The sequence below is a fragment of the Aeromonas sp. OTU364 genome, assembly GCF_038440395.1.
In the GTDB taxonomy this organism is placed as follows: domain Bacteria; phylum Pseudomonadota; class Gammaproteobacteria; order Enterobacterales; family Aeromonadaceae; genus Aeromonas.
The window spans coordinates 45,501-70,402 of sequence record NZ_JASATR010000007.1 but is presented as its reverse complement, the minus strand read 5'-3'; the positions used below and the strand labels follow the sequence as shown (position 1 = coordinate 70,402).

Genomic DNA, 24,902 nt, shown 5'->3' with positions numbered 1-24,902 from the left:
CAGATGCAAAAAAAGCGGGGCCATCATGGCCCCGCTCTTCATTGCGTGATCCTGAACATCACTGGTCCAGTTCGAAGTCCACCCACACCAGGCGGTGATCCGAGCTGACCCCCTTGGCGATGCCGCGCTGTGCGTCATACACCAGGTGGTAGCCCGGCTCGAAGCTGGCGGGCCAGAACACCCCAGAGGCGATGGCATTGAGGTTGGCGGAGGGGATCAGGTGATCGAGCTGCAGGCCGCTGCTGCTGGTGATGCGCTCCGGGGTGGTGCGGTTGTTGTTGCGCTTGCACAGGTCCGGCTGGCTGGCGAGGCACTCCGGGCCCCCCTGGCTCACCGGGATCAGGGCGCCATTGGTGACCGCCTGGTTGACCAGCACATGGTTGTGCAGATCCTGAATGGCGGTCAGGTCGCCATCGCCAATCTGGGGATCGGCGTTGAGATCGCCGGCGATGACGAACTTGGCACCCGCGGGCAGGCCGCCCGCCTTGCCGGCGTCGTCCACCATGTAGCTGGCGCTCTCCACATAGTCCTGCCAGAAGGCGACCTCGGCCCTGTTGTGCTTGACGTTGTGGCGCGCCGCATTGCCAAAGATGGGGGGCGTCGGGTGGGAGATGAGGAAATGGATCACTTCTTCCCCCTTGGCGGTCTTGACCCGCACCGGCACGTCCGCGTGGTTCTTGGAGGAGAGTGGGAACTGCGCCCAGGCGGCGTCGTCATACCAGGGTTCGCCGCACTGGCGGCCCGCCGGGATCGGCGCCCTGGGGTTGTTGCAGTCGTCGATGACGGGGTTCGTCTCGCCCGGTATGTCCTTCCACTTGAAGTGCTGGAAGGTGCGGATCCCCTTGGTGTCGATGGGATACTGCGACATCAGGGCGAAGGCGTACTGGCCGTGGTAGTTGCCAAAGCCCCAGGCGTCGTCCGGCCCGCTGTTGCGCTTGCCATCCAGGTTGAGGTCATGGCCGCTCATCAGCCCTGTGTTGGTGGCGAAATTCTGCATCACAGGGTAGCTGATGGCCTGCACCTCGCCGTGCTGGGCATGGGCCAGGTAGTTGTCGTTGAAGGCCTTCAGATCGGCTGCGCTCTCCCCCTTGCCGTCGTTGTCGAACTCGTTGAGCAGGAAGACGTCCGGCCGGGTGCGCTGCACTATCTCGGCGATATTGCGGATCTGCTGCACGTCGAGGGCCCTGGTCTTCTCTGCCCCGCTCAAGGTGCCGTCGGCGAGGCGGGCCAGCAGGGCGTCCTGGGCGGCGCGGGTCAGGGCCAGTTCCCCGCTCAGCATGCCGGGGGCGGTGCGATCGAAGGAGAGGTTGAAGGTAGCGAAGCGAACCATGGGATCTGGGGCCTTGGAGTCATTGTTGCTGTGACAGCCTGCCATCAATCCGAGGGAAATGGCAGCGGCGAGCAGGGTCTTGTGGCTATTTTTCATTGTAATATTCCGTAGCATCAACAGGTTATGCCAGGGTACCGAAGAGGCCCAGGCGGGCCCATTATAGAGATGCAGATCTGAAACGGGCTCTGAATGAGCCAAAGTGTGAGTCCATTCACAGCGTAGCGCGGAGGAGAGAGGAGATGAGTCGGCAACAAACGGCCCTGGTGGTCGAGGGGGGCGCCATGCGCGGTATCTTTGCCGCCGGGGTGCTGGATGCCTTCATGGCCAGGGGAGTGACGGCGTTCGATCACTGCATAGGTGTCTCGGCGGGGGCGGTCAATCTGGCGGCCTTCCTGGCCGGCCAGCAGGGGCGCAACCACAGAGTCATCACGGATTACTCCTGTCGCCCCGAGTTCATCAGCCTGGCGAAGTTCATGCGCGGCGGTCATTGGCTGGATCTCGACTGGCTGTGGGAGATCACCATCCGCGAGTGCCGGCTCGATCTGGCGCGGTTTGCCGCTAACCCTGTGCCGCTGACGGTGGTGACCACCAGAGTCTCGGACGGGCAGGCCGCCTATCTCAAGGCGACGGTGGAGGAGTTGGAGCAGCAGATCAAGGCCTCCTGCTCGGTGCCGCTAGCCTATCGCGACTTCGTGCGGTTGGGGGGCGAGGCGATGACCGACGGCGGGGTAGCTGACTCCATCCCGGTGCGCCACGCCTATGAGCAGGGGGCGCGGGACATCACAGTGGTGCTCTCCCGCCCGCTCGGCTATCGCAAGCGGGCGCCGCGTCTGCCCGCCCTGCACCGCTACCTGCTGCGGCAGACCCCGGCGCTGGCCCGCGCCAGCCTGGCCCGCCATCAGAGCTACAACGACGCCATCGACTTCATCCTTAATCCACCCGCGGATTGCCGCATCCGGCTCATCTATCCACCCGAGGCGTTCAGGGTCGGTCGCATGACCACAGATTCGGCACGACTGGAACAGGGTTATCTGATGGGGTGGCAGGCGGCACAGGTTTATCTGGGCGCACAGTGAACGGGCTGACCATAGGGAAAGCGATGTTTAAGGGAGAGCGTTATTCAGTTGCTGCATCTTGATCTCAGAGACATGAACAGTATGCATGGCCTGGGCCAGCCACTCCCAGTCGAGCTTGGGGGAGCCGGCCTTGAAGCGTTGGTAGGCCTGGCCTTGCGCAACGGTCAGGAACAGGGTGCTCGGCAGGCCGAGGCGGTTGAGATAGCGCACCATGACGTCACCCTGATAGTTGTGCAGTCGTTGTTGCAGCTCGGGCAGCGTCAGCCCTTGCTCACGGCCCCTTTCATCCCAGATTTCAAACATATGAGGGCGTTCCTTGCGACTCGAGGCTTCTACTGTTTCGAAAAAGCGGGGGCAGGGCAATTGTCAGATCTGACAGTGCCAAATGGAATCTTTCCAGAAAAGCGAAAACCCGGCGCCAGGCCGGGTTTTCTGAAGGATGGTGGAGGGAGAAGGATTCGAACCTTCGAAGGCAGAGCCGTCAGATTTACAGTCTGATCCCTTTGGCCGCTCGGGAACCCCTCCACAGGGGTACTACTTTTTACAGGCCTTTCACGCAATGCAGGAAGATGGTGGAGGGAGAAGGATTCGAACCTTCGAAGGCAGAGCCGTCAGATTTACAGTCTGATCCCTTTGGCCGCTCGGGAACCCCTCCACGGGGTATTTTCCTGATTTTTTACTTACTTGACGCACTTGAATGGTGGAGGGAGAAGGATTCGAACCTTCGAAGGCAGAGCCGTCAGATTTACAGTCTGATCCCTTTGGCCGCTCGGGAACCCCTCCCCAAGTGCGAGGCCGCATACTACCAGATCCGGCAAGGTTGTGAACCCCTTGGCCGCATTCTGACGACAAAAAAGTGTCAACTGGTTATTTTTTGATATGTTTCGCTCAAAATTCACGCTTTTCAATGACTTTTATGCCGATGTCCGAGGGGGCCGGCAGGGAGGGCATGGACAGAGGAGCCACGATGGGCTCCTCTTTTTTTATGCGGGAGAGGGTGGGTGTGGCGAGGCTCAGGCGTCTGAGGTGCGCGCCTGCTGGCAGCCCTGAACCGCGTGGGCGATGAGCTCGAGGGCGCTCTGCTCGCAGGGGGGCAGCTCCTCGTCGCATTGGCCAAGCGGGGTGACGCGAGGGCCCCATTTGATGAGGGCGGCGCCCCAGGTCAGGCCGGCCCCGAAGGCGGCGGTCAGCAGGTGGCTGCCTGGCTTGACCCGGCCCTGCTCCAGCGCCTCGCACAGGGCGATGGGCACGGTGGCGGCCGAGGTATTGCCGTATTGCTCGATATTGACCATCACCTTCTCCATGGGGGCGTTCATGCGCTTGGCCAGGGTCTCTATGATGCGCACGTTGGCCTGGTGCGGGACTATGAGGTCGACTTGCTCGGGGGCTATGCCAGCCTGGGCCAGCACGGCACCTGTGGCCTCGCCCATGCCGCGCACGGCGCGCTTGAAGATCTCCTGCCCCTCGAAGTTGAAGGTGAACAGTCCGTCGATGTCGGCGAAACGCACCCGATCCGTCCCGAAGTTCGGCACGTGCAGTATCTCCCGTGCCTCGCTGTCACAGCCGAGCTTGCTGGCAATCAGGCCGCTCTTCTGCTCGCTCGCCTCTATCACCACGGCGCCGGCGCCGTCGCCAAACAGCACTGCAGTGTCGCGCTTGGCCCAGTCCAGCAACTGGATGAGACGCTCGGCGCCTATCACCAGTACCTTCTGCATCATGCCGGTCTGCACCAGGGAGGTGGCGACCGAGAGCGCGTAGACGAAGCCGGTGCAGGCGGCATTGAGGTCGAACACCGCCGCCTTGTGGGCGCCCAGGGCCTGCTGCACGGCAGAGGCACAGTTCGGGACCAGCGTGCCCGGGGTGGCGGTGGCCAGTATGATACCATCGAGTTCACCAGCGTCCAGACCGGCGCAGGCCAGGGCGCGGCGGGCGGCCAGGGTGGCGAGTGCCTGGGTGCTGACGTGGGAGACTCGGCGGGCCTTGATGCCGGTACGCGGATAGATCCACTCATCCGAGGTATCCATGATGGTGCTGAGATCATCGTTGGTCAGCACTGCGGGGGGGAGGCATTTGCCCCAGCCGGTGATATTGGCGTATTTCATCTTGTTATCGCTTCTTGTTGTGGATCGCCCGCGGGCGGAAAAGTGCGCAATTATGTCGTACAGGCTTCCCAGTGTCATCCCGCGGGGAGGGGAGCGCAAGGGGGCGCAGGGGGAACAAGGTGGTGATTTTGCTTAAATTCCCGCTTCTCCTTGTCTTAAGATGAGAGCCGACCCAGGCTCTCCCTTCCCGAGGTGTTGTCAGTGCACAAAGCGAATCTCAACCTCTTGCCCACCCTCAAGGTGTTGCTGGAGACCCGCAACATCAGCCGGGCGGCGGAGCTGCTGCACCTGAGCCAGCCCTCCATCAGCAAGCAGCTCGGCCAGCTTCGCAGCGAGTTTGGTGACGAGCTGCTGGTGCGGGAGGGACAGCGCTGGCTGCTGACGCCGCGGGCCGAGAGCCTGGCGGCGGCGCTTGCCGATTCCCTCGGTGCCCTGGAGCGGCTCTATGCGGCGCCCGAGTTTGCTCCCGAGCGCTGCGAGCGGGTGTTCCGGCTCGCCTCTTCCGACTACGTGGCCCAGCATATCCTGCCCGACATCTGCGCGGCCCTGGCCAGGGCCGCCCCCCTGGCGGCGCTGGAGTACAGCCTGTGGGACAAGCGCCAGCTGCCGCAGCTGTGGCAGTCCGAGCTGGATCTGGTCTCCACCATCACCGAGCTGGTGCCGGATCAGATCCGCGGCCTGCACCAGGGGGAGGACAGGCTGGTGATGCTGATGGGGCGCCACCATCCGCTCTCGGGCACGGCGCCCAGCCTGGATGACTACCTCGCCTGGCCTCATCTGCAGGTGAGCGGCGGCGGCGACAAGGACAGCCCGGTGGAGCAGGTGCTGGCCCCCCTGGGGCTCTCCCGCCGCTGGTTCGCCCGGGTGCCCTTCTTCCAGGCGGCGGTGGAGGTGCTGCTGCGCACCGACTGCCTGATGACCACCCCGGCCCACATCGCCTGGCAGCTCTCCCGGGAGCACGCCCTGAGTTTTTGCGATCTGCCCTTCGCCACCCGGGTCCAGCAGTATCATCTGCTGTGGCACCAGCGCCACCACCTGGATCCGGCCCACCGCTGGTTTCGCGAGCTGGCCTACCCCTTCCTGCGGGATCACCTGCAGCGCACCCTGGGGGAGAGCCGCAAGCAGCTGGATCTGAAGACGGACCACCTCCGCTAGGACAGTTTGTTATGCCAGCCTATAGCCGCTGGCTATGGACTCTATTCATAACTTTCACTTCTGGCATAGCTGGCCGCCTCCTACCCTGATCCCAGGTAGAGACATTCGACTAGAGAGAAGGAGAGGGTATGGAAATGACGAGTTGGCTGGCGCTCGCCGCCATTTGCGTGATGGGGGCCATCAGTCCGGGGCCCAGCCTGGCGCTGATCATCCGCAATACGGTGCAGGGAGGGCAGGGCCACGGGGTGGCCACTGCGCTCGGCCACGGCCTGGGGGTGGGGATCTACGCCCTTATCACGGCGCTGGGTCTCTCGCTGCTGATCACCCAGACCCCGCTGCTGTTTGATCTGATCCGCTACGGCGGCGCCGCCTTCCTCGCCTGGCTCGGGATCAAGGCGTTGCTGGCCAAGCCCGCCAGTGGCGACGCTGCCGACGAGACGGTGCACGGTGCCCGTGGCCGTCAGGGGGCGTTCGAAGGCTTTATGGTGGCCTTCTTGAACCCCCAGCTCGCCATCTTCTTCATCGCCCTGTTCAGCCAGTTCGTTCACGCCGATACCGGCTGGCGCGAGGGGAGCATCATGATGCTGACCGCCGGAGGCATAGACGCGCTCTGGTACGTGCTGGTGGCCCTGGTGCTCTCCCGTGGTCCTGTGCTCTCCTGGCTCAAGGCCAAGTCCTTCGTGATCGACAAGGTGAGCGGCCTGGTGCTGCTGGGACTGGCGCTCAAGGTGGTGATCTGAGCTCTCCCGCGGTCAGTCCATGGCTCTCCTGGCCCAAGGCCAAATCCTTCGTGATCGACAAGGTGAGCGGTCTGGTGCTGCTGGGATTGGCGCTCAAGGTGGTGATCTGAGCTCTCCCGCGGTCAGTCAGTGGCTCTCCTGGCTCAAGGCCAAATCCTTCGTGATCGACAAGGTGAGCGGCCTGGTGCTGCTGGGATTGGCGCTCAAGGTGGTGATCTGAGCTCTCCCGCGGTCAGTCCATGGCTCTCCTGGCTCAAGGCCAAGTCCTTCGTGATCGACAAGGTGAGCGGCCTGGTGCTGCTGGGATTGGCGCTCAAGGTGGTGATCTAGACCCGCGTCGGGTGCCAGCGTAGTCGGCACCCTCTCTGCCCCCTCTCCCCTGGCGGGAGAAGGGGGGGGGGAGGGGCAGCCAGATGTGCTTGTCCTTGTACCGGGTCAATCCTGCATTCTGCGGTGATCTTAAGCGGGATCAAGGCGAAGGGCGCCCGGTCTCGCTAGAGTGACGGGCATTTCTCGTCCGCCTTCAGATCAGACCCATGCAGGATCACACCCAGACTAACCGCCTCGAGCTGCTGGCCCCGGCCAGGAACCTCGCCTATGGCATCGAAGCCATCAACCATGGCGCCGATGCCGTCTACATGGGCGGCCCCGCCTTCGGTGCCCGCAGCGCGGCGGGTAACAGCATCGAGGACATCGAAGCGCTGGCGCGCCACGCCCACCGCTTCGGCGCCCAGGTGTTCGTCGCCTTCAACACCTTGCTGCACGACCACGAGCTGGAGCAGGCCCGGCGCCTGACCCATCAGATCTACGAAGCCGGGGCCGATGCGCTTATCGTGCAGGACATGGGGCTGCTGGCGCTCGACCTCCCTCCCATAGCGCTGCACGCCAGCACCCAGACCGACAACCGCACGCCGGAAAAGGTGAAGTTTCTGCAGGATGTGGGCTTCTCCCAGGTGGTGCTGGCCCGAGAACTCTCCCTCGAGCAGATCCGTGCCATCAGCGCCCAGACCCAGGTGCAGCTGGAGTTCTTTATCCACGGGGCCCTGTGCGTCTCCTACAGCGGCCAGTGCAACATCAGCCATGCCCGCACCGGGCGCAGCGCGAACCGCGGCGAGTGCGCCCAGCTCTGCCGGCTGCCCTGCTCCCTGCAAACCCCAGGGGGGGAGGTGCTGGTGGAGAACAGCCACCTGTTGTCCCTCAAGGACATGGATCAGAGCGCAAACCTGGAGGCGCTGATCGCAGCTGGCATCCGCTCCTTCAAGATCGAGGGGCGCCTCAAGGGACTGGACTACGTCAAGAATGTCACCGCCTGGTATCGCCAGAAGCTGGACGCCATCCTGGAGCGCCGCCCCGATCTGGTGGCTGCTTCCGCCGGTCGTTGCAGCTACGGCTTCACACCGGATCCGAAGAAGAGCTTCAACCGGGGCAGCACCGACTACTTCCTCCACGGCCGCCAGCCGGGGATAGACGCCACCAGGAGCCCGAAATATGTCGGTGAACCCCTGGGCCGCGTCAGCAGGGTGACCCGCGACGGCATCGAGATCGACGGCAAGCCCGTGAGCCTCAACAATGGCGACGGCCTCGGCTTCTTCAAGCCGGGGGGCGAGCTGGTGGGGATGCGCCTGAACAAGGTGGAGGGCAAGCAGTTACTGATGTCGGAGCGCATGCCGGGGCTGAAGGTGGGCACCGAGATCTTCCGCAACCACGATCAGGCATTCAGCAAGCAGCTCGAAAAGGCGAGCGCGGATCGCCGCATCCGGGTGGATATGGATCTCGTCGAGTGCGACGAGGGATTGCGACTCGAACTGGTGGACGAGCAGGGCATAGGCGCCGCCGTCACGCTCCCCTGCGACAAGCAGCCGGCCGACAACCCGGCGCGGGCGCTGCAACAGGCCCGGGACCAGCTCGGCAAACTCGGCAATACCCTGTTTGTGGCACGCCGGATTGAGTTGGTGGTCACGAGGCCGCTATTTATTGCCGCATCCCTGCTCAACGGCCTGCGCCGGGACGGCATCGCCGCCCTGGAGGCGGCTCGTCTGGCCGCCTCCCGGCGACCCGAGCGGCGCATCCCCCTGAGCGACGTCACCTATCCCCATCACCGCCTCTCCTACCTCGGCAACGTGCTGAACAGCGCGGCGGAGCAGTTCTTTCGCGAGCACGGGGTGGGGCGCATCGCCCCCGCCTATGAGGCGAACAAGGAGCAGGGGGAGGTGGTGCTGATGATCACCAAACACTGTATCCGCTACAGCCAGCAGCTCTGCCCGAAGGAGGTGCCCGGTCTCAAGGCCGAGCCGCTGGAATTGAAGATGGGCAAGGATACCTTCCGCCTGCGCTTTGACTGCCACCGCTGCGAGATGCAGGTGATGGGCAGCCTCAAGGGGTGATGGCTGCCCGTGTGGGCATAGGGCAGGGGCGGATTTGATGGCAGTATGAGGGGGCTGCCTTGTCACGGATGTCCCGTGGTGAGCCGCCTTCCCCAAGCCTTCCTCTGCTGACAAAGGAGCTGTCATGAACATCAATGCACTGCCGTTTTGCACGACCCGCTGGGCCGACATCCCGCCGACCGAACACCAGGGGGAGCGCGGCGTCGCCCGCTGGCACACCCAGCAGTTCGGGGCGCTGCGGGTGCGGATGGTGGAGTACTCCCCCGGCTATCTGGCGGATCACTGGTGCAGCAAGGGGCACGTGCTGCTCTGTCTCGAGGGGGAGCTGCACACCGAGCTGCAGGATGGCCGCGTCTTCACCCTGACGCCGGGCATGAGCTATCAGGTGGCGGACAACGCCGAGCCCCATCGCTCTTACACCGAACTGGGCGCCCGACTCTTTATCGTCGACTGAGCCGCGCGCTCTCCCGTTTCCCCTTGTGCTTCAGGAGCTTGCCCATGCTTGAACTCAGACCGAACTGTGAATGCTGTGACCGGGATCTGCCCGCCGACACAGCGGTCGCCTATATCTGCTCCTTCGAGTGCACCTTCTGCGCCGAGTGCAACGATCAGTATCTGCACCTGACCTGCCCCAACTGCGGCGGCGAGCTGGTGAGGCGCCCGCGCCGCCCGGCGGCCAAGCTGGTGAACAACCCCGCCTCCCTCAAGCGCGTCTTCAATCCGGCCCTGAAAGCGGCCTTGAGCAAGGGACGCTAGGGCTGCCGGGCACACATGCGGGCAAGCGGCACCATGTGAATTCTTGCCTACGCCGCCAGCCGTCAGGGGGAAACGGTATGGCTGTGGAACCATGACGGGTGGACAAGACGAGGCTGCTGGGAGGTCTGTACCGGTGGGCGAGCGCCCACCGGTGGGTTCGGTCGCAACCCTGGCAGGTTGCCGACGACACACTATGGTTTGGCGAACTGATCGGCGCTGAGCACCTCTATGCCAACGAACGGCTGATCGCCCTCGACCCAGGCATCGTGCCCCGGCGGTATGGTGTAGGACTCCCCGGCGTTGATGGTCTTGAGGGTGCCGTCTGCGAGACGGACCGTGAGCGACCCCGAGACGGCGTAACCCAGATGCGAGAGCTGGCACTGCTCTGTCTTGACGACCGGTTTGATGCAGTCAGACCAGCGCCAGCCGGGGGCGAAGTTGAACCGCCCTACGGTGTAGCCATCGAGTTTGACGACCTCGACCCGGGTCTTGTCGGGGGTGCGCACCTCGTCTGGGGCGCCGTGGGACTTCACCTGGAATTCAGTGACGGTGACTGGAGTGGACATGTTTCCTCCTCGTTTCAAACGGATCGCGGCAATGGCCGCGATCGGATCGCCAGGAAACACGCCGTGATCTCGATAGTCAGCAAGCTGCCAACGCGCAGCGTCATCCCGGTATTCGAAGTATTCGCCCAAACTCCCGTCGGCGCCGTGCTTTGAGGCCCATGACCGGCAAGTATTCAACCCGGGGGCGGCGTCCCCGCTTTCACCTTCTCGGAGTCATCGGTATAACCGTTTTTTTTCAATCTCTTGCCTGGTTGGTGCCAGGCGAGGTGCTGTCTGGCTGTGCAGGCTGGGATGAATGGCCAGGGGCCGGACGGCCCCTGGTTGTGGAGACACAGAGCCGTGGGTCAGCGCGGGATCCCCTCGAGGCGCAGCAGCGCCTGCTTGATGGGCAGGCCGCCCGCATAGCCGGTCAGGCTGCCGCTTTGGCCGATGACGCGATGGCAGGGCACTATGATCGACAGCGGATTGCGACCGTTCGCGGCCCCGACGGCGCGGCTCGCGCTCGGCTTGCCGATGGCGCGGGCGATGTCGCCGTAGCTGCGGGTCTCCCCATAGGGGATGTCGCACAGCGCCTGCCACACCGCTTGCTGAAACGCCGTGCCCCGCGCCGCGAGCGGCAGGGTGAAGCGCTGCAACCGGCCCGCGAAGTAGTCTCGAAACTCGGCGAGGAAGGGGGCGAGCGCCTCGCCGTCCTGCCGCCAGTCGCTCATGTCGGGCAGCGGCCGCAGCCCTGCCACGAAGTCCACGTGTACCAGCCCCTGCTCATCGATGGCGACCAGCAGATCGCCGCAGCGGGTGGGCATAATGTCGTAGCGGATCATGGGGTTGTCTCCTTGGGTTCGTTGTCCGGGTGCGCCCGTACCGGTTCTGTCAGCAGCGCGGGCTGCTCGCTCATGGCGTGCCACAGCCAGCTCGCGGCATAGGCGCGCCACGGCTGCCAGGGGGCGCTGCGCGCTTCAACCTCTTTGACCGGCAGCTTGGTGCCGCCCCCCAGCGCCTTTTGCAGCACGAGATCCGAGGCGGGGAAGGCATTTGTGTCCAGCCCGCAGCGCAGCCGCCAGTAGGCGACAGTCCAGGGCCCTATGCCCGGCAGCGCGAGCAGTTGCGCATCACTCGCGCTGCCAAGGGCGAGCGCGCCGCTCGCGAGCGCCGCGGCCAGCCCCTGCAGCGTGCGGATACGGCTGCCCGGCATGCCGATGCTGTCCAGATCCAGCGCGCACAGCTGGGCCGGGGTGGGCAGCTGCGCCACCCCGAACTGCGCCTCGGTGCGTGCCACCAGGCGCCCCATGATGGTGATGGCGCCCTTGACCGACACCTGCTGGCCGACGATGGCGCGCAGCATCACCTCGTATTCGTCCCAGCCCCCTGGCAGTCGCACCCCGGGCCAATGCCCCTGTATCCGCGCCAGCAGCGGATCCTGCCCGAGCAGCTCGCCGATGCGCACCATGTCCGCGTCCAGATCCCACATGCGGCGTACGCGATACAGTATGTCCGGCAGCGCACTCGGCGGCAGATCCTGCACCGTCAGCCTGAGCCTCTCCCCCTCGAGGGGCTCGATGCGAACCAGCCCCTCCTGCTCGCCGACCCGGTGGCGGCGCTCGTAGCCGTGCTCATCCACCCGCTCCAGCCCGGGAATGGCGCGCAGCCGGTAGAACGCGAGCATGGCCTGGGCATCGAACGGCGGGCGGTACATCAGTTGCAACTGCAGGCTCGCCTGCGGCGTCTGCGCCGACGCACCGCCCTCCCGCTTGCGCAGGGCACCCGGCGTCAGCCCGTACGCCTGGTGCCAGGCGTCGTTGAAGCGGCGAATGCTCGCAAAGCCAGACGCGAACGCCACGTCCGTGATGGGCAGTTGCGTCTCCGTCAGCAGCCGCTTCGCGAGCAGCAGGCGGCGCGTCTGCTCCACCTGTTTCGGCGAGGCGCCGAGGTGTTGCTCGAACTGGCGCCGCAGCGTGCGCTCAGTGATCCCGGCCTGCGCCGCGAGCGCGCCCAGGCTGTGCTCCGCGAGCTCGCCGCGCTCGATGCGCGCCAGCACCTGGGCGACCAGGGGCGGCAGATCCCCGCTCTGCGCCGGTGCGAGCTCCGGGCGACAGCGCAGGCAGGGGCGCAGCCCGTGCTGCTCCGCCGCTGCCGCGAAGCGAAAATACTGCACGTTGTGCTCGTGCGGCGCCCGCGCAGGACAGATGGGGCGGCAATAGATGCCGGTGGACAGCACGCCGGTGAAGAAGCGGCCGTCGAAACGCGCGTCTCGCGCGAGCCGCGCGGCGTGGCACTGTTCGCGCGTGAGGCCGGGGATGATCTCGTCCTGGGGCGTTGGGACTGGGGGCGCTGTGTTCATGGCATGACTCGGATTTCTGTGGGCATGTCCCAGAGACTAAGCGGGGGCGAGAGGGGTGACTAGCCAAAAACGGACAGGGATAGCAAAAATAGTGGGGCAGGGGGAAAGCGGGCGCGACGAGGGGCGCGCCCGGGGGCGGTTATTTCAGATAGCGCTGTTCGAGGTGCTTGCGCAGCCACTGCGGATTCAGTGCCTCGCCGGTCGCGCGACGAATGAGCTCGTCCGTGCCGTGCAGGCTGCCCTGGGACCAGATGTGGCGACCGAGCCAGCCAAAGATCTCCGGCAGCCGGCCCGCCGCGATCAGCTCGCCCATGTCACCGAGATCTCTCTCGAGTGCGAAGCGCTGCTGCGCCGCATACATGGCGCCGAGCGTGTAGCTCGGGAAGTAGCCAAACGACCCGTCCGTCCAGTGAATGTCCTGCATGCAGCCATTCTGGTAGTTGCCCTTGGTGGACAAGCCGAGCCACTGCTGCATCTTCGCATCCCACAGCGTCGGGATGTCCGCGACCTCGATGCGCCCCTCGATGAGATCGCGCTCCAGCTCGTAGCGCAGTATCACGTGCGCCGGATACGTCACCTCGTCCGCATCGACGCGGATGAAGCCGGGCTCGACCCTGTTGTACAGCTTCTCGAGGTTTGCCGGTGCGAGCGCGGCCTGCTCGCCGAAGTGCGCGCGGATGCGCGGCGCCAGCAGTGCGAGGAACGCGGGGTGATGACCGAGCTGCATCTCGCAGAACAGGCTCTGGCTCTCGTGAATGCCCATGGAGCGCGCCTCGGCGACCGGCTGGCCGATCAGATGGCGCGGCAAGCCCTGCTCGTAGCGCGCGTGCCCCGTCTCGTGGACTATGCCCATCAGGCTGGAGACGAATTCGTCCTCGTTGTAGCGCGTGGTGATGCGCACATCCGTCGGCACGCCGCCGCAGAACGGGTGGCTGCTCACGTCGAGTCGGCCGTGCGCAAAATCAAAGCCGAGCAGCCCCATCACCTCCTGACCGAGCGCCTGCTGCGTCGCAACCGGGAACGGGCCGTTCGGGGTGAGGATGGCGTCGCGCTTCTGCCGCTCGCTCACGGTCTGGATGAGGCCGGGCAGCCAGCTCGTCAGATCGCCGAAGATCTGGTCCAGCCGCGCGCTCGTCATGCCGGGCTCGTACAGCGCCAGCATGGCGTCATAGGGGCGCACCCCGAGCGCCTCGGCGCGCAAGGTCGCCACCTCCCGCGACAGGTGCACCACCTCCTTCAGGTTAGGGGCAAAGCCCGCCCAGTCGTTCTCCTTGCGCTGGCGGCGCCAGGCATGCTCGCACTTGCTGCCGGCCAGGGAGAGCGCCTCCACCAGCTCGCTTGGCAGCAGGCTCGCATCCTGCCAGTGGCGCTTGATCTCCGCGAGGTTCGCGCGCTGGGTTGCGTCCAGCGGCTCGCTTTCGGCCCTGGCAATCCAGTCGCCGAGCTCGGGGGCGGTGCGCTTGTGGTGGATCAGCACGCCGAGCTCCGCCATCGCCTCCGCGCGGGCCTCGTTGCCCCCCTCCGGCATCATGGCGGCCTGATCCCAGCCGCAGATGGCGGACAGGTGGGAGAGGCGGTGCAGTTGTTGCTGATGTTGTTCGAGTTTCTGGTATGACATGGGATTGTCCTTGTTATCGTCCCTGATGGTATGCACCCCGTACCTGGCATGATCGGGGCTGCCCGATGCTAGCACTGAGCCGCGGGCGGGGGCCACCCTCAGGCGGTCAGCCGAGGCGCTTCTGGTGACGTTCGCGGTTCTCGGCCTTCTTGCGCTCGCTCTTTCGCAGCAGCACATAGAGCGCGCCGCTGCCGCCGTGGCGACGCTCGGCGCTGTGCATGGCCATCACCGCAGGCAGCTGTGGCAGCCAGGCGCTGACATGGCTCTTGAGCAGGGCGCGCGGGGTGCTGCGCTCCCCCTTGCCGTGCAGGATCAGCAGGCAGCGGATGTCCCGCACCTCGCACTCCTGGATGAACTGCACCAGGGCGGTTCGCGCCTCCTTGATGGTCTTGTGGTGCAGATCGAGGGAGCCTTGCAGCTCGTACTTGCCGAGCCGCAGCTTCTTGTAGACCCCCTCCTGCACGCCGTCGCGCTTGAAGCCGACGATGTCGTGGGGATCCAGCATCTCGACCGCCTCCATGCCGAGCTGATCCAGATTGAGCTGTTCGGCGGTGGCGGCTTCCCGGCGCGCGAGTTGCGCCTCGGTCGGCAGGCTGTTGCCCGCGCTGGGGGCTATGTGGTCGCTGCGCAGCGGCCGCACGTCGGCCACTTCCTGCAGGAACAGTGAGAGTTCGTCGTTATGAGACACGGCAGGCTCCCCGCATGAGAATGAGGGGGCATTATAGCGGGCCTGACCCGTGCTTAGAATGGCGGGCGGGGCGGGCTCAGGGGCCCGCACCCGGTGCCGCGCCGGGTTATTGACCCTCTTTCGGCGGCTCGGCGTGCATCACCTTGTAGATGAAATAGACCGCATAGGCGCTGATCAGCAGGAAGGTGCCGATAATCACCAGCATGGACATCAGCCCCACGCTGTTGCCGAACATCAGGTTCATCCAGAATTCCATCTCGTCCACTCCTGTCATTGCGCGATGACAGGCATGATAGATACCTCTTTGGGTGGGGTGAGATGATCTCGATCAAGTCCCTCTGTGGTTATTTAATCGGCAACCCATTCTGTGAGCGGCCTCGCACCTGGCGCCCCGCCTGGCGGCAGGGGGCCGGTCTGGCGGACTCAGTTTGCCGCTGCGGGTTCGGTGAGCGGCGTGATGCGCCAGCCCTGCTGCTCCAGCAGGGCGAGCAGGCCCTGCTCGCCGTAAAGGTGCAGGGCCCCTACCACGATAAAGCTCTCGTTGGGCAGGTCGGGCCACTTCTTGACCCAGTTGCGGTTGCGCTCCGCCAGCAGGGTCTGCTCCAGCCAGGCTTGCAGCTTGGGCGGCGCCATCTCCTCCTTGAGCAGGTTGATCAGGGTGGCCTGATCGCCCTCCTGCCATGCCTTCATCACCGCATCGAAACCGGTCTTGAGCTCGGGCAACTCATCCAGGGTGCTCTCCAGCATGAGGGTCTGGTTGTCACCGACGCTCGCGAGATAGCCGAGCTGCTCCAGCAGGGTCTCCAGCCCGACTATGGGTTTGCCGCCGTCGTTTGCCCGCCTGGCGAAGTGCTGATCCACCCCGAATTCACCACGATAGCCGGTACGCTCCAGGGCCGCCTGGGTCAGGGTGATGGCCGCAAACCAGGGGCGCAGCGGCGCCAGCATGCTCTCGTTCAGACCGTTCTGGCCCGCGGCGATCAGGGTGCGACGGTAGAGGTCGATGGGCAGGTGATCCTTGAGGATCTTGCCGTCGACGAGCCGGGTGATGGCCCCCATCTCCTGCCACTGCGCCTGGCTGATGTGGGTCATGTCCACCTCCATCACCAGGGCGCGGCTCTGTTGCCAGGCGCGCTCGACGGGATCCGGCAGGGGATAGAGGGAGGGTTTGCCCGCGTGGATGGACCCCAGCAGCCAGTGCTGTTCGCTGCCCTTGCTGATGCGATAGAAGGCCGGATCGGCCATGGCGTTCAGCGGCAGCAGCAGCCAAAGCAGTAAGGAGAGCAGCGTGCGATGGAATCTCATGAGGCACCTTATGTGAGCGGGATCAGTGCTCTATGATAAGTCCTCATTTGTCACAGCCAAGAGGTTTCCCATGCCCCACCTTCGTTTTCGGGCAGTTTCTGTCGACACCCTGCAGCAGATAAGCACGCCCCTGCTGGCGGATCTCTGCGCCCTGACCGGCGGCAAGCCGGAGTTCGTCACCCTGGAGTGCGTGCCGAGCCAGTGGGTGCGAGACGGCCAGCCCGAGGCCGGTTTCCCCTTCGTGGAGCTGGTCTGGTTCGAGCGCCCGCAGGAGATACAGGATGCCGCCGCCGCCCTCATCACCCGCCATCTCAAGGCGGTGCTGGGGGAGCAGACCTATGTGGTGGTGCAGGTGCTGCCCATCGTCAAGAGCGCCTACTACAGCAATGGCCAGCACTACTGATCAGATGCTGGCACTCGGGCGGGGATCAGGCCGACTTGCCGAGGATCCGGTCAAGCCAGCGGCTCGGCAACAGGCGACGCAATATGCTGAACAGCCTGGTGGGTAGGGTGACAGGGTATCGATGCCTGGGGCGTTTGCTCTGCAGCGCGTGCAGCAGCGGCGGTATGCAGGCCTCGCTCGGCAGCGTGAAGCCGCTGGTGGCACCCTCTTTCTCCAGCCGGGTCAGGGTCTGGCGATAGGCGCCCTGATGGCGGCTCTGGGCCGGATCTATGTGGCGCACGAAGGCGTCGCGGGCATTGGCACGAAACCGGGTGTCGATGGGGCCGGGCTCGATCAGGCTGATGTGCACGCCGCTGCCCTCGAGCTCGAGGCGCAGGGTGTCTGTGTAGCCTTCCAGCGCGAACTTACTGGCGTTGTAGGCGCCGCGATACTTCATGGCCACCAGGCCAAGCACCGAGCTGTTCTGCACGATGCGACCCTCGCCCACGGCCAGCATGGCCGGCAGCACCTGACGAATGAGATGGTGCCAGCCAAACAGATTGGTGTTGAACTGCGCCTTGAGCGCTTCCGTCGGCAAGTCTTCCAGCGCGCCGGGCTGGCCGTAGGCGCCGTTGTTGAACAGCCCGTACAGGCGTCCCCCGGCCAGGGCCAGCGCCTCTGCCGCCCCCCGCTCTATGCTGGCGGTGTCCGCCAGATCCAGTTGCACCGCCAGCAGACCCTGCTGTTGCAGCTGGGCGACATCCCCGGCCTTGCGGGCGGAGGCGATCACGGTGAAGCCGTGGGTGCCGAGCGCGTTGGCGGCGGCGAGGCCGATGCCGCTGGAGCAGCCGGTGATAAGCACGAAGGGGTGGGGCATGAAGATCATCCTGATTGGCGGCCAGCACAGGGCCGAAGATGGCATGGTAGCCCGAGCGCCACCAAAAACAAAACCGGGCCACGTGGCCCGGTTTTCGATCAGAACAGATGCCTGATTACATGATGGTGAACGGCATGATGATGTGGAACTTGACGTCATGCTCGGAGCTGAACATGTTCGGGTAGTACCAGCTGCCCTTGTCGTCCTGCTCGTTGTTGTAATCGGTGTAGTGCAGCTTGAACAGAGTGCCCTTCAGCTTGCCATCCTGCACCGTGTACATGACGTCGAAGTTGACGGCCCACTCTTTGCCCGGCTCCAGGGTGCCGTCGCCATTGTTGGCATCCCAACCGTAGGCACCGGAGACACCGGCGGCCCAGCCCGGAGCACCGACCAGATCATCCAGGGTACGAGTGGTACCGAAGAAGACGGCCTTCTCTTCGTTGTGGTTCCAGTCTGAGCGGGAATCCCACCAGATCTCGTTCGCACCCTGGGAGTTGCCGTAGCCACGGGTCAGACGGGGCAGGTAGTTGCCCAGATCCCCTTCGGCCTTGGTGTACAGACCTTCCAGGCGGAAGGAGTAGGGACCGGCTGCCCAGCTTGCGGTCAGGGCTTGTTGCCATGCCAGACCGTCATAGTCTTCGTTCTCGGTGTCGGAACCGTAGAACTGGTAGCTGGTGTTCAGGCCACCCAGCACGTCAAACTTGTGAGCCAGCTTGAAGTGGTAGCTGTCCATGTAGCCTTCGGACTGACCAAAGCCACCCGTGATGGCAGTGCCGTCTTCAAAGGTGTAACGGGCTGCCAGACCGTGGATGTAGTCGATCTTGTTCGCATCGGTGAAGGGATCGCTGGCATAGGGGCTGCTCTTGGAGAAGCCGGCGGTGTTCTTGAACCAGGGCGCCTTGTACTCATCGGCGATGGCGTAGGTCAGGTAGAGGCCGCCGAAGTTGCCTTCGATCTGGCCACCGCGGTAGGTACCGGGTTGATAGGACCAGTTGACGCCGAGGATGCCGGGTACATAGAGCTGGGTGTAACCACCCTTGGCGGTGACAGCGTCACCGAACTTGAGTTTCAGGGCGGCGGTGGAGAGGCTGAAGCCATTCTCGGGAACACCGTCACCACCTGAACCCCACTGGTCGCCCCAGAAGGAGAATTCGTTCTCTTCGTTGACCCCGTTGCTCTCGTCAACGGCCAGGTCATAGGCGCCAAAGCCGCCGACATCCAGCCCGACCATGCCCCAGGCATAACCGGAGTTGTAGTTCAGGGCTGCCTGGGTGGTGGCATGGCTCAGGTTGGAGTGGTATTTGCCATCCTGACCCGGACCGGCCTGGACGCGATCACGCTCGCGCTGGAAGTAGAACAGGCCGCCTGTCAGCTTGCCTTCGTCGATGAAGGCTTCGTAGGACTTGCCATATTCCGGGCTCATCATGTCTTGAGCCGCGGATGCCATGCCGGGGGCGAGCAGCGCCGCAACCACGGCGGCACTCAAAGAGGCGCGCTTGAAGATCACTTTTTCCATTTGTTATTGCTCCTGATTTTATGGACTTAGCTTTTTTTTCCGGCAGTCGGGCAGAGGCCCGCCGCTCGGCATTGGCATTGCAATCAACACCCCGTAGGGCAAAAAATTCTTGTCTGTGTCGTCCCCTGGTTCCCGAATGCCTTGGCGCATCGGCTAGGGGTCATCTGTATATTTACAGTCATTGTTTTTTATGTACCGACCCTTGGCGATCGGACACCACCAAGAGTACGTTCGCGGTGCGAAATATCAACCGGAAGTTCCCTTGAAGTTTCAAAAATATGACCGAGTGCAAATAATCATGATTCTTGGTGTGGGCACTCCCAGCCCACTCATGTCGGCAATGAGAACGCTTTCAGGTGGTTTTTTCCGTTTACCTGGGGGGATCTTGACGTGGAAGCAGAACTTTCTTTGTTAACCTGACGGCAACATATAATTTTGTGTCACAAAAAAAGATGTCCGCCCTGCCGGGTCGGCGCCCCTGACCGGGTGGCGTCGAGCCGACTCCCCGGCAGGGGTCACTGCATCCGGCAGGGCGCGCGGGGGCGGACTTGAATGAGGGCAGATGAGGGCGCAGGCCCGGCGCACACAGGGACGCCGGGCCTGCCGAGGGGCGGCTGACTCAGGCCTGGCTCAGGATCCGGGGGATCTGCTGGGCCTGGTGGTGGATATGCTCCGACACCTGCACCGAGAGACGGCTGCCCTGGCGGGCGTGCTGGCTGATGCGGCCGATGAGGGCGGCGAAGCTGGCCAGTCTGTGCTCCTGGCTTCTGGCGTTGTCGGCCCCCTGCAGGGCGATGACGGCGGTGCTGCGCGCCATCTCCCGCACCGTCTGGGTGGTCTGGCGCAACTGTTCGGCCTGCTGGCGCTGCCCGGCCGCCTCCGTCGTGATGCGGGTCAGCACGGTGGCGAGCTGATCCCCCGCCTGGGTGAGGCTCGCCAGGATCTCGGTGATCTGGCCGAGGGAGCGCTGGGTGTCGGCGGAGAGGTGGCGCACCTCGTCGGCCACCACCGCGAAGCCGCGCCCCTGCTCGCCGGCGCGGGCCGCCTCGATGGCGGCGTTGAGGGCCAGCAGGTTGGTCTGCTGGGAGATGTGGCCGATGACGTCGACGATGGCGGTCACATCCTCCACCGAGCGGGTCAGCTGGGCCAGGGCGCCGCTGCTCTCGTCGATGGCAAGCCCGGTCTGGGCGGTGGCCGCCAGCATGCCCCCCACCAGTTGCTCGCTCTGGCTCATGGAGTGCTCGTTGTGCTGGGCGTGCTCCGCTATCTCGGCGGCGACCTGGTGCACCTCGCTGGCGAGCTGATTGAGCTCCTGCATCATGGTATCGCTCTCATCCACCGCCTGCTCCGTGGTGCGGGTGCTGTGATGGATCTCCTGCACCTGCTCCACCATCTCCTGCAGGCTGGAGGAGACGCTGGAGAGCTGGCCCGCCTTCTGTTGCTGATCCTGTTGCAGGCGCTGGATCAGGCGGTTGTAGCTCGCGACTATGTCGGCCAGCTCGTTGCGCTCGCGCCCCGTTGCCAGCAACTGCGCCTGACCCGTGGCATCGAGCTGCAGGAAGGCTGCCCGCAGTCGCAGCAGGGGCCTGACCAGCCAGCGGCGCTGCACCAGGGCGAACAGCAGGGCGACCACCACCAGGCAGAGCGCCAGGGAGCCGAGCACGGTGGCGAGCTCTCGGTTCATGGTCTGGCGGGCGGCGGCGAGCCGCTCACCCAGCTGCTCGCCGGCCTGCAGCAATTGGGTGATGTCCTGCTGCACCATCTGGCGCGCCAGCTGCTGCTGTTGCAGTGCCTTGCTGCTGTTCTCGAGCTCCATGGGGTAGCGCTTGAGCAGGGAGACCAGCTCGGCTTTGGGTAGCTCCCCGAGCTCCTTGCGCACCGGCTCTCCCAGGGTGAACTCGTCGGCGGCGGTCTCCTCGAAGAGGTTCAGGCTCGGCAGGGCCGCCAGGGAATCCGCCTGCTTTTGCAGGGCGGCGAGTTCGAACTGCAATCCTTCGAGGCGCTTGGCGCTCGCCTGCTCCATGTAGTTCTGGCGCTGGTGGGCGAGGGCGGGCAGGGTCGCCAGTATGTCGGCGGCCCCCTGGCGATAGGCCTCGGCGCTGGCCGGATCCCGGTTTGCCCCCTGCTGGCCGTAACGCAGCAGCGCCCGGGCCTGGGTGCTCAGCTCGTTCTCGGCATTTTGCAGCAGCCACTGGCTGTTGCCGGAGAGCTTGCCCGCCGCCAGATAGTCCCCCTCGATGCGTGCCCCCATCTGCTCGAGCCGGGCGCGCAGCGGGTCGGCTTGCTGCCCGTCCAGCTGCGCCAGCAGCGCGAGCGCCTGCTGGCGCACCCCCTGGGCCTCGGCCAGGCGCAGGGGATCGCCGCTGCCGAGGTAGTCGCGAAGGGCCCCCTGCAGGGGACCGCTCAGTTGTTGTTGCAGGCGCTCCTGCTGACGCTGGGCCTGTTCGGCCCGATTGAACTGCTGCCAGCCGTGATAGAGGGCGGTGGCCTGAACGCCGGCCACCAGCAGCAGTACGAGGGAGGAGAGGGAGGCATAATGGGCAATTTTCACATCTGAGTCCTGCTAGAAGCACGCAATGGGCGTGAGCTTAAGCAGGGGAGATGGCGTTTTTATGACAGCGGTTGTGTCGCTTTGCGGCTCCCGGGGGCCTTTACCAGCAAGCCGAGCAGGGCACCGCCCATGATGAGGGTCCCCGCCAGCAGGTGGCGCGGGGTGAGCTGCTCACCGTTGAGCCAGACCAGCAGCAGGGTACTCAGCAAGGGGGTGAGGTAGGCGAGCGCGCCGATGCGGCGGGGATCCCCGTCTCGCAGCGCCAGATACCAGGTGACGAAGGCCGCCCCCATGGGACCGAGAGCGAGCCCGGCGATGAGCAGCCAGTCCCCCTGGGGGATGCGGGCGAGGGGCAGCGGCCCCTCCAGCATCCATGCCAGCAGCAGGGCCAGGAGCCCCGCGGGCAGGCAGGCGGCCGCCGTGACCACGGCGGGGGCGGGGGGCAGACGGCGGGAGAGCACCGAATAGGCGCCCCAGACGATGGCGGCGCCGAGGGCCAGCAGGTAGCCCGGCAGATGGGCCTGTTGCAGTTGCAGCTTGCCATCGACCATCACCAGCACCGAGCCCGCCAGACCCAGGGCCCCGGCCAGCAGATGGTGCAGGCTCAGGGGATGGCCCGGCAACAGCAGGGGGGTGAACAGGATGATGCACAGGGGCCAGAGGTAGTTGATGAGGTTCGCCTCCAGCACGGGGGCGTGGCGAAAGCTCATGAACAGCAGCAGGTGATAGAGCAGCAGGGCCGTGATGGTCACCAGCCAGGTGAGACGGCTGGCGCGCCATTGGCGCCAGAACGGCAGGGTGCCCGCGCCGCAGAAGAAGAGCACCAGCCCCACCAGCACCAGGGGAGACACGCTGGTGATCCGGGAGGTGAGCGCCGCGAGGGAGGCCCACAGCAAGATGGTGAGCAGCGCAAAACCGGTGGACTTGTCCCACCAGGAAGAAGCAGACATCCAACACTCCTTTGCAAGATGAAGAAAAAAGAGGGCCAGTCTAGCAGACTGGCCCTCGTCACACAGCGTTGCCTGGACGGCGCGGGTCAGGACTCCCGGCTCGGGACGGCGCCGGCCGCTGGGGTCAGGGACTGCCCCTTGACGTACCAGACGATGAGTGCCAGCACCAGCAGCGGCAGCACGGGGTCGAACCAGGTGCCGCCGGAGCCGAACATCAGGTTCAGCAAGGCGACGCCGGTGCCGCCGATGGCCCAGGCGATGGTGGTCGGGATGGACCAGACGATCATCTGCTGCTTCACGTCGGAGATCCCCATCATGCGGTTGACCACCCAGAACAGGCTGTCGTTGAAGTAGCCGAAGAAGAGCGACCCCATGGTGGCGGCCTGGGCGGCCAGCAGCATGTTGACCCCGGGGATCTGCGCCAGTATGGGGGCGGAGATGGAGGCCGCCGTCACCATGGCCACGGTGCCTGACCCCTGGATGAGGCGCACCAGGGTCGCCACTATGAAGGGGATCAGTATGGGGGAGATGGGCAGCTGGGCTATCTGCTCGGCGAGCTGCTGACCCGCGCCGCTGTCGCGCAGCACGGCCCCGAGGGCTCCGCCGGCACCGGTCACCAGCAGTATGATGCCGGCGGATTGCAGCCCCTCTTCGAGACGGGCGGCGGTGGCGTGTCTGTCCATGTGCGGCACTAGCGTATAGACCGCCAGCAGCACGCTGATGGCGAGCGCTATGATGGGGGTGCCGATGAAGTTGATGCCCTGCACCAGGGGATTCGCCATCAGGCCGTCCATCCCCTCCAGGGTGGCCAGGGTGGTGAAGATGGCCTTGACGAAGATGAGCACTATGGGCACCAGGATCGGCAGCAGCGACAGGGTCAGGCTCGGCAGGGTCTTGCCCTCCTTCTCCTTGAGGTACTGCTCGTAGGTGGCTTGCAGCTCGTCCGGGGTCTGGGCGGCTTTCTCACCGAACTCGGGGTACTTCTTGTCGAGCCACTGGGCATAGAAGACGATGCCGAGCACGCAGGGGATGGCCAGGGCCATGCCGGTCAGCAGCATGGCGCCGATGTCCACCCCAAACAGGCCGGCAACGCCGAGCGGGCCCGGGGTCGGCGGTACGGTATGGTGGGTCACCACCAGGCCCCCCGCCAGGGCGACCCCCAGGGTCAGGATGGAGCGCTTGCCGCTTTTCGCCAGCGCCTTGGCCACCGGATAGAGGATGACGAAGGCGGAGTCCACGAAGATGGGGATGCTGACGATGTAGCCGGTGATGGCCAGGGCCCACTCTTCCCGGCGCTTGCCGAGCCACTTGATGAAGCTGTAGGCGATCTGCTCGGCGGCGCCGGAGACCTCAAGCAGGCGACCCATCATGACCCCGAGGCCAATGACGATGCCGATGCTGCCGAGGGTGGAGCCAAAGCCCTGGGTGATCACGGTGAGGGTCTTGTCGATGCTCATGCCGCCGGTGATGCCGGCGATGCAGGCCGCCGCCAGCATGGCGATCAGGGCGTGCACCCGGGTACGGATGACCAGGAACACCAGCACGAAGACCGCGATGATGAGACCTATGATGGGGGTTGGGATGTCGCTCATGATGCCTCCTGCATGTCATGGGTGATGAAACTGTCGATAATGTCGGCAAACGTCCTGTCTGCCGCGAAGCCAAGGGCGCTGGCCCGCTGGTTGTCGATGCGTCCCGGCCAGCTCGCGACTATGCGCTCGACGGCCGGATCGGCGGCAAACTGCACTCGATCCCGGGCCGCCTGGCCACCGGCCAGGGCGAGGGCCTCCAGCATCTCGCCGACGGTCACGCTGATGCCGGGCAGGTTGATGCTGCGGGCGTCACCTGTGGCGGGGAGCCTGGCCGCCAGCAGGAAGTTCGCGACCACGGTGGCGGGGCTGGAGAGCCAGAGGCGCAGATCCGGGCTCACCGGGCAGAGGGCGCTCTCCCCTTGCAGCGGCTCGCGGATGATGCTGCTGACGAACGACGAGGCGGCGCGGTTCGGCTTGCCCGGCCGCACGCAGATGGTGGGCAGGCGCAGCACCAGACCATCCACATAGCCCTTGCGGCTGTAGTCGTTGACCAGCAGCTCCCCCATGGCCTTCTGGGCACCGTAGGAGGAGGTGGGGGTGAGCGCCGTGCCGTCATTCACCAGCGCCGGCAGCGGGCCGCCATAGACGGCGAGCGAACTGGTGAAGACGAAGCGGATGCCCGGCCGGGCATGGCGGCAGGCCTCCAGCAGGGTGCGGGTGGTGTCCAGGTTGACCTTCCAGCCCAGATCGAAGTCCTGCTCCGCGTGGCTGCTGACGATGGCCGCCAGGTGGTAGACCACGGCGGTCCGCTCGCTGATGAGGGACTCGGCGACACCGGGTTCGGTGAGGTCGGCCCGCAGGCAGCGAACCCTGGGGTCCGGCAGGGGGGATTGCGGCTGCTGGATGTCTACCAGCAGCAGCTCGGTGAAGGGGTGGGGGCCTTGCAGCAGGGCCCGGGCCAGTTTCTGGCCCAGGAAGCCACCGCCGCCGGTGATGATGATCTGCATCTTGTTATCCTCAGACTCGTTCATGTTCA

At 65.1% G+C, this 24,902-nt stretch carries 24 protein-coding genes and 3 tRNA genes; 8 read left to right on the top strand and 19 right to left on the bottom strand.

From position 1 onward, the window contains the following. Positions 1-58 precede the first annotated feature (58 nt). Entirely contained in the window at positions 59-1,426 is a 1,368-nt protein-coding gene (locus tag AAHB08_RS09505; RefSeq protein WP_342058789.1) for an endonuclease/exonuclease/phosphatase family protein, read from the bottom strand. A gap of 143 nt (positions 1,427-1,569) precedes the next feature. Between AAHB08_RS09505 and AAHB08_RS09500 the strand changes: the two genes are divergently transcribed. Continuing rightward, positions 1,570-2,406 (top strand): patatin-like phospholipase family protein, encoded by an 837-nt coding sequence (locus tag AAHB08_RS09500; protein ID WP_342058788.1) that lies wholly within the window; start codon positions 1,570-1,572, stop codon positions 2,404-2,406. Between the two features lie 27 nt (positions 2,407-2,433). Here the strand turns inward: AAHB08_RS09500 and AAHB08_RS09495 are convergent, their stop codons facing one another. The 5 genes from AAHB08_RS09495 to AAHB08_RS09475 form a co-directional block, all read right to left on the bottom strand. Then, positions 2,434-2,709 (bottom strand): hypothetical protein, encoded by a 276-nt coding sequence (locus tag AAHB08_RS09495; RefSeq protein WP_342058787.1) that lies wholly within the window; start codon positions 2,707-2,709, stop codon positions 2,434-2,436. A gap of 137 nt (positions 2,710-2,846) precedes the next feature. Beyond that, positions 2,847-2,931, bottom strand: a tRNA-Tyr gene (locus tag AAHB08_RS09490). 45 nt (positions 2,932-2,976) lie between these two features. Then, positions 2,977-3,061 (bottom strand) — tRNA-Tyr (locus AAHB08_RS09485). 43 nt (positions 3,062-3,104) lie between these two features. Further along, positions 3,105-3,189 (bottom strand) — tRNA-Tyr (locus AAHB08_RS09480). A 230-nt stretch (positions 3,190-3,419) separates the two neighbouring features. Beyond that, positions 3,420-4,508 (bottom strand): ketoacyl-ACP synthase III, encoded by a 1,089-nt coding sequence (locus AAHB08_RS09475; RefSeq protein WP_265436593.1) that lies wholly within the window; start codon positions 4,506-4,508, stop codon positions 3,420-3,422. Positions 4,509-4,709: 201 nt separating this feature from the next. Between AAHB08_RS09475 and AAHB08_RS09470 the strand changes: the two genes are divergently transcribed. The 6 genes from AAHB08_RS09470 (at position 4,710) to AAHB08_RS09440 (ending at position 9,543) form a co-directional block, all read left to right on the top strand. After that, on the top strand, positions 4,710-5,663 hold the full coding sequence (locus AAHB08_RS09470) for a LysR family transcriptional regulator (RefSeq protein WP_319917100.1): 954 nt from the start codon (positions 4,710-4,712) through the stop codon (positions 5,661-5,663). A gap of 128 nt (positions 5,664-5,791) precedes the next feature. Next, the gene (locus tag AAHB08_RS09465) at positions 5,792-6,403 is read left to right on the top strand and encodes a LysE family translocator (RefSeq protein WP_342058786.1); all 612 of its coding nucleotides are present in this window, start codon (positions 5,792-5,794) and stop codon (positions 6,401-6,403) included. 19 nt (positions 6,404-6,422) lie between these two features. Then, complete coding sequence (locus AAHB08_RS21145) at positions 6,423-6,623, top strand: hypothetical protein (RefSeq protein ID WP_446699520.1); 201 nt, start codon at positions 6,423-6,425, stop codon at positions 6,621-6,623. A gap of 316 nt (positions 6,624-6,939) precedes the next feature. Beyond that, positions 6,940-8,787, top strand: coding sequence for a peptidase U32 family protein (locus AAHB08_RS09450; protein WP_342058785.1), 1,848 nt, complete (start codon positions 6,940-6,942; stop codon positions 8,785-8,787). A gap of 124 nt (positions 8,788-8,911) precedes the next feature. Beyond that, positions 8,912-9,241, top strand: a complete 330-nt coding sequence (locus AAHB08_RS09445; RefSeq protein WP_139439708.1) for a DHCW motif cupin fold protein — start codon at positions 8,912-8,914, stop codon at positions 9,239-9,241. 44 nt (positions 9,242-9,285) lie between these two features. After that, entirely contained in the window at positions 9,286-9,543 is a 258-nt protein-coding gene (locus AAHB08_RS09440) for a DUF1272 domain-containing protein (RefSeq protein WP_342058784.1), read from the top strand. Positions 9,544-9,734: 191 nt separating this feature from the next. On the opposite strand, the gene AAHB08_RS09435 is transcribed toward AAHB08_RS09440, so the two are convergent. From AAHB08_RS09435 to AAHB08_RS09405, 7 genes are all read right to left on the bottom strand, one after another. Then, entirely contained in the window at positions 9,735-10,109 is a 375-nt protein-coding gene (locus AAHB08_RS09435) for a cupin domain-containing protein (RefSeq protein WP_342058783.1), read from the bottom strand. Positions 10,110-10,453: 344 nt separating this feature from the next. Beyond that, the gene (locus tag AAHB08_RS09430) at positions 10,454-10,930 is read right to left on the bottom strand and encodes a methylated-DNA--[protein]-cysteine S-methyltransferase (RefSeq protein ID WP_342058782.1); all 477 of its coding nucleotides are present in this window, start codon (positions 10,928-10,930) and stop codon (positions 10,454-10,456) included. Next, complete coding sequence (locus AAHB08_RS09425) at positions 10,927-12,447, bottom strand: AlkA N-terminal domain-containing protein (RefSeq protein WP_342058781.1); 1,521 nt, start codon at positions 12,445-12,447, stop codon at positions 10,927-10,929. The genes AAHB08_RS09430 and AAHB08_RS09425 overlap by 4 nt, the downstream gene beginning before the upstream one ends. 139 nt (positions 12,448-12,586) lie before the next feature. After that, complete coding sequence (locus AAHB08_RS09420) at positions 12,587-14,065, bottom strand: carboxypeptidase M32 (protein WP_342058780.1); 1,479 nt, start codon at positions 14,063-14,065, stop codon at positions 12,587-12,589. Positions 14,066-14,171: 106 nt separating this feature from the next. Then, positions 14,172-14,753, bottom strand: coding sequence for a DNA endonuclease SmrA (smrA, locus tag AAHB08_RS09415; RefSeq protein ID WP_319913096.1), 582 nt, complete (start codon positions 14,751-14,753; stop codon positions 14,172-14,174). Positions 14,754-14,859: 106 nt separating this feature from the next. Beyond that, positions 14,860-15,009, bottom strand: coding sequence for a DUF3149 domain-containing protein (locus AAHB08_RS09410; protein ID WP_081805766.1), 150 nt, complete (start codon positions 15,007-15,009; stop codon positions 14,860-14,862). Positions 15,010-15,176: 167 nt separating this feature from the next. Beyond that, the gene (locus AAHB08_RS09405) at positions 15,177-16,058 is read right to left on the bottom strand and encodes a TraB/GumN family protein (RefSeq protein WP_342058779.1); all 882 of its coding nucleotides are present in this window, start codon (positions 16,056-16,058) and stop codon (positions 15,177-15,179) included. A gap of 70 nt (positions 16,059-16,128) precedes the next feature. On the opposite strand from AAHB08_RS09405, the gene AAHB08_RS09400 reads away from it, so the two are divergent. Further along, on the top strand, positions 16,129-16,461 hold the full coding sequence (locus AAHB08_RS09400) for a DUF1904 family protein (protein ID WP_342058778.1): 333 nt from the start codon (positions 16,129-16,131) through the stop codon (positions 16,459-16,461). A gap of 25 nt (positions 16,462-16,486) precedes the next feature. Here the strand turns inward: AAHB08_RS09400 and AAHB08_RS09395 are convergent, their stop codons facing one another. The 6 genes from AAHB08_RS09395 to denD all read right to left on the bottom strand — a co-directional run bounded on the left by AAHB08_RS09395 (position 16,487) and on the right by denD (position 24,897). Further along, positions 16,487-17,317, bottom strand: coding sequence for an SDR family oxidoreductase (locus AAHB08_RS09395; protein ID WP_342058777.1), 831 nt, complete (start codon positions 17,315-17,317; stop codon positions 16,487-16,489). 115 nt (positions 17,318-17,432) lie between these two features. Then, positions 17,433-18,833, bottom strand: a complete 1,401-nt coding sequence (locus AAHB08_RS09390) for an OprD family outer membrane porin (RefSeq protein ID WP_139439698.1) — start codon at positions 18,831-18,833, stop codon at positions 17,433-17,435. A 619-nt stretch (positions 18,834-19,452) separates the two neighbouring features. After that, positions 19,453-21,384: a methyl-accepting chemotaxis protein gene (locus AAHB08_RS09385; RefSeq protein WP_342058776.1), complete on the bottom strand. Its 1,932-nt coding sequence runs from the start codon at positions 21,382-21,384 to the stop codon at positions 19,453-19,455. Between the two features lie 59 nt (positions 21,385-21,443). Then, the gene (locus AAHB08_RS09380; RefSeq protein ID WP_265436606.1) at positions 21,444-22,334 is read right to left on the bottom strand and encodes a DMT family transporter; all 891 of its coding nucleotides are present in this window, start codon (positions 22,332-22,334) and stop codon (positions 21,444-21,446) included. Between the two features lie 86 nt (positions 22,335-22,420). Continuing rightward, positions 22,421-23,926, bottom strand: coding sequence for a GntP family permease (locus AAHB08_RS09375; protein ID WP_139434178.1), 1,506 nt, complete (start codon positions 23,924-23,926; stop codon positions 22,421-22,423). Beyond that, positions 23,923-24,897, bottom strand: a complete 975-nt coding sequence (denD, locus tag AAHB08_RS09370; RefSeq protein ID WP_342058775.1) for a D-erythronate dehydrogenase — start codon at positions 24,895-24,897, stop codon at positions 23,923-23,925. The genes AAHB08_RS09375 and denD overlap by 4 nt, the downstream gene beginning before the upstream one ends. Positions 24,898-24,902 lie beyond the last annotated feature (5 nt).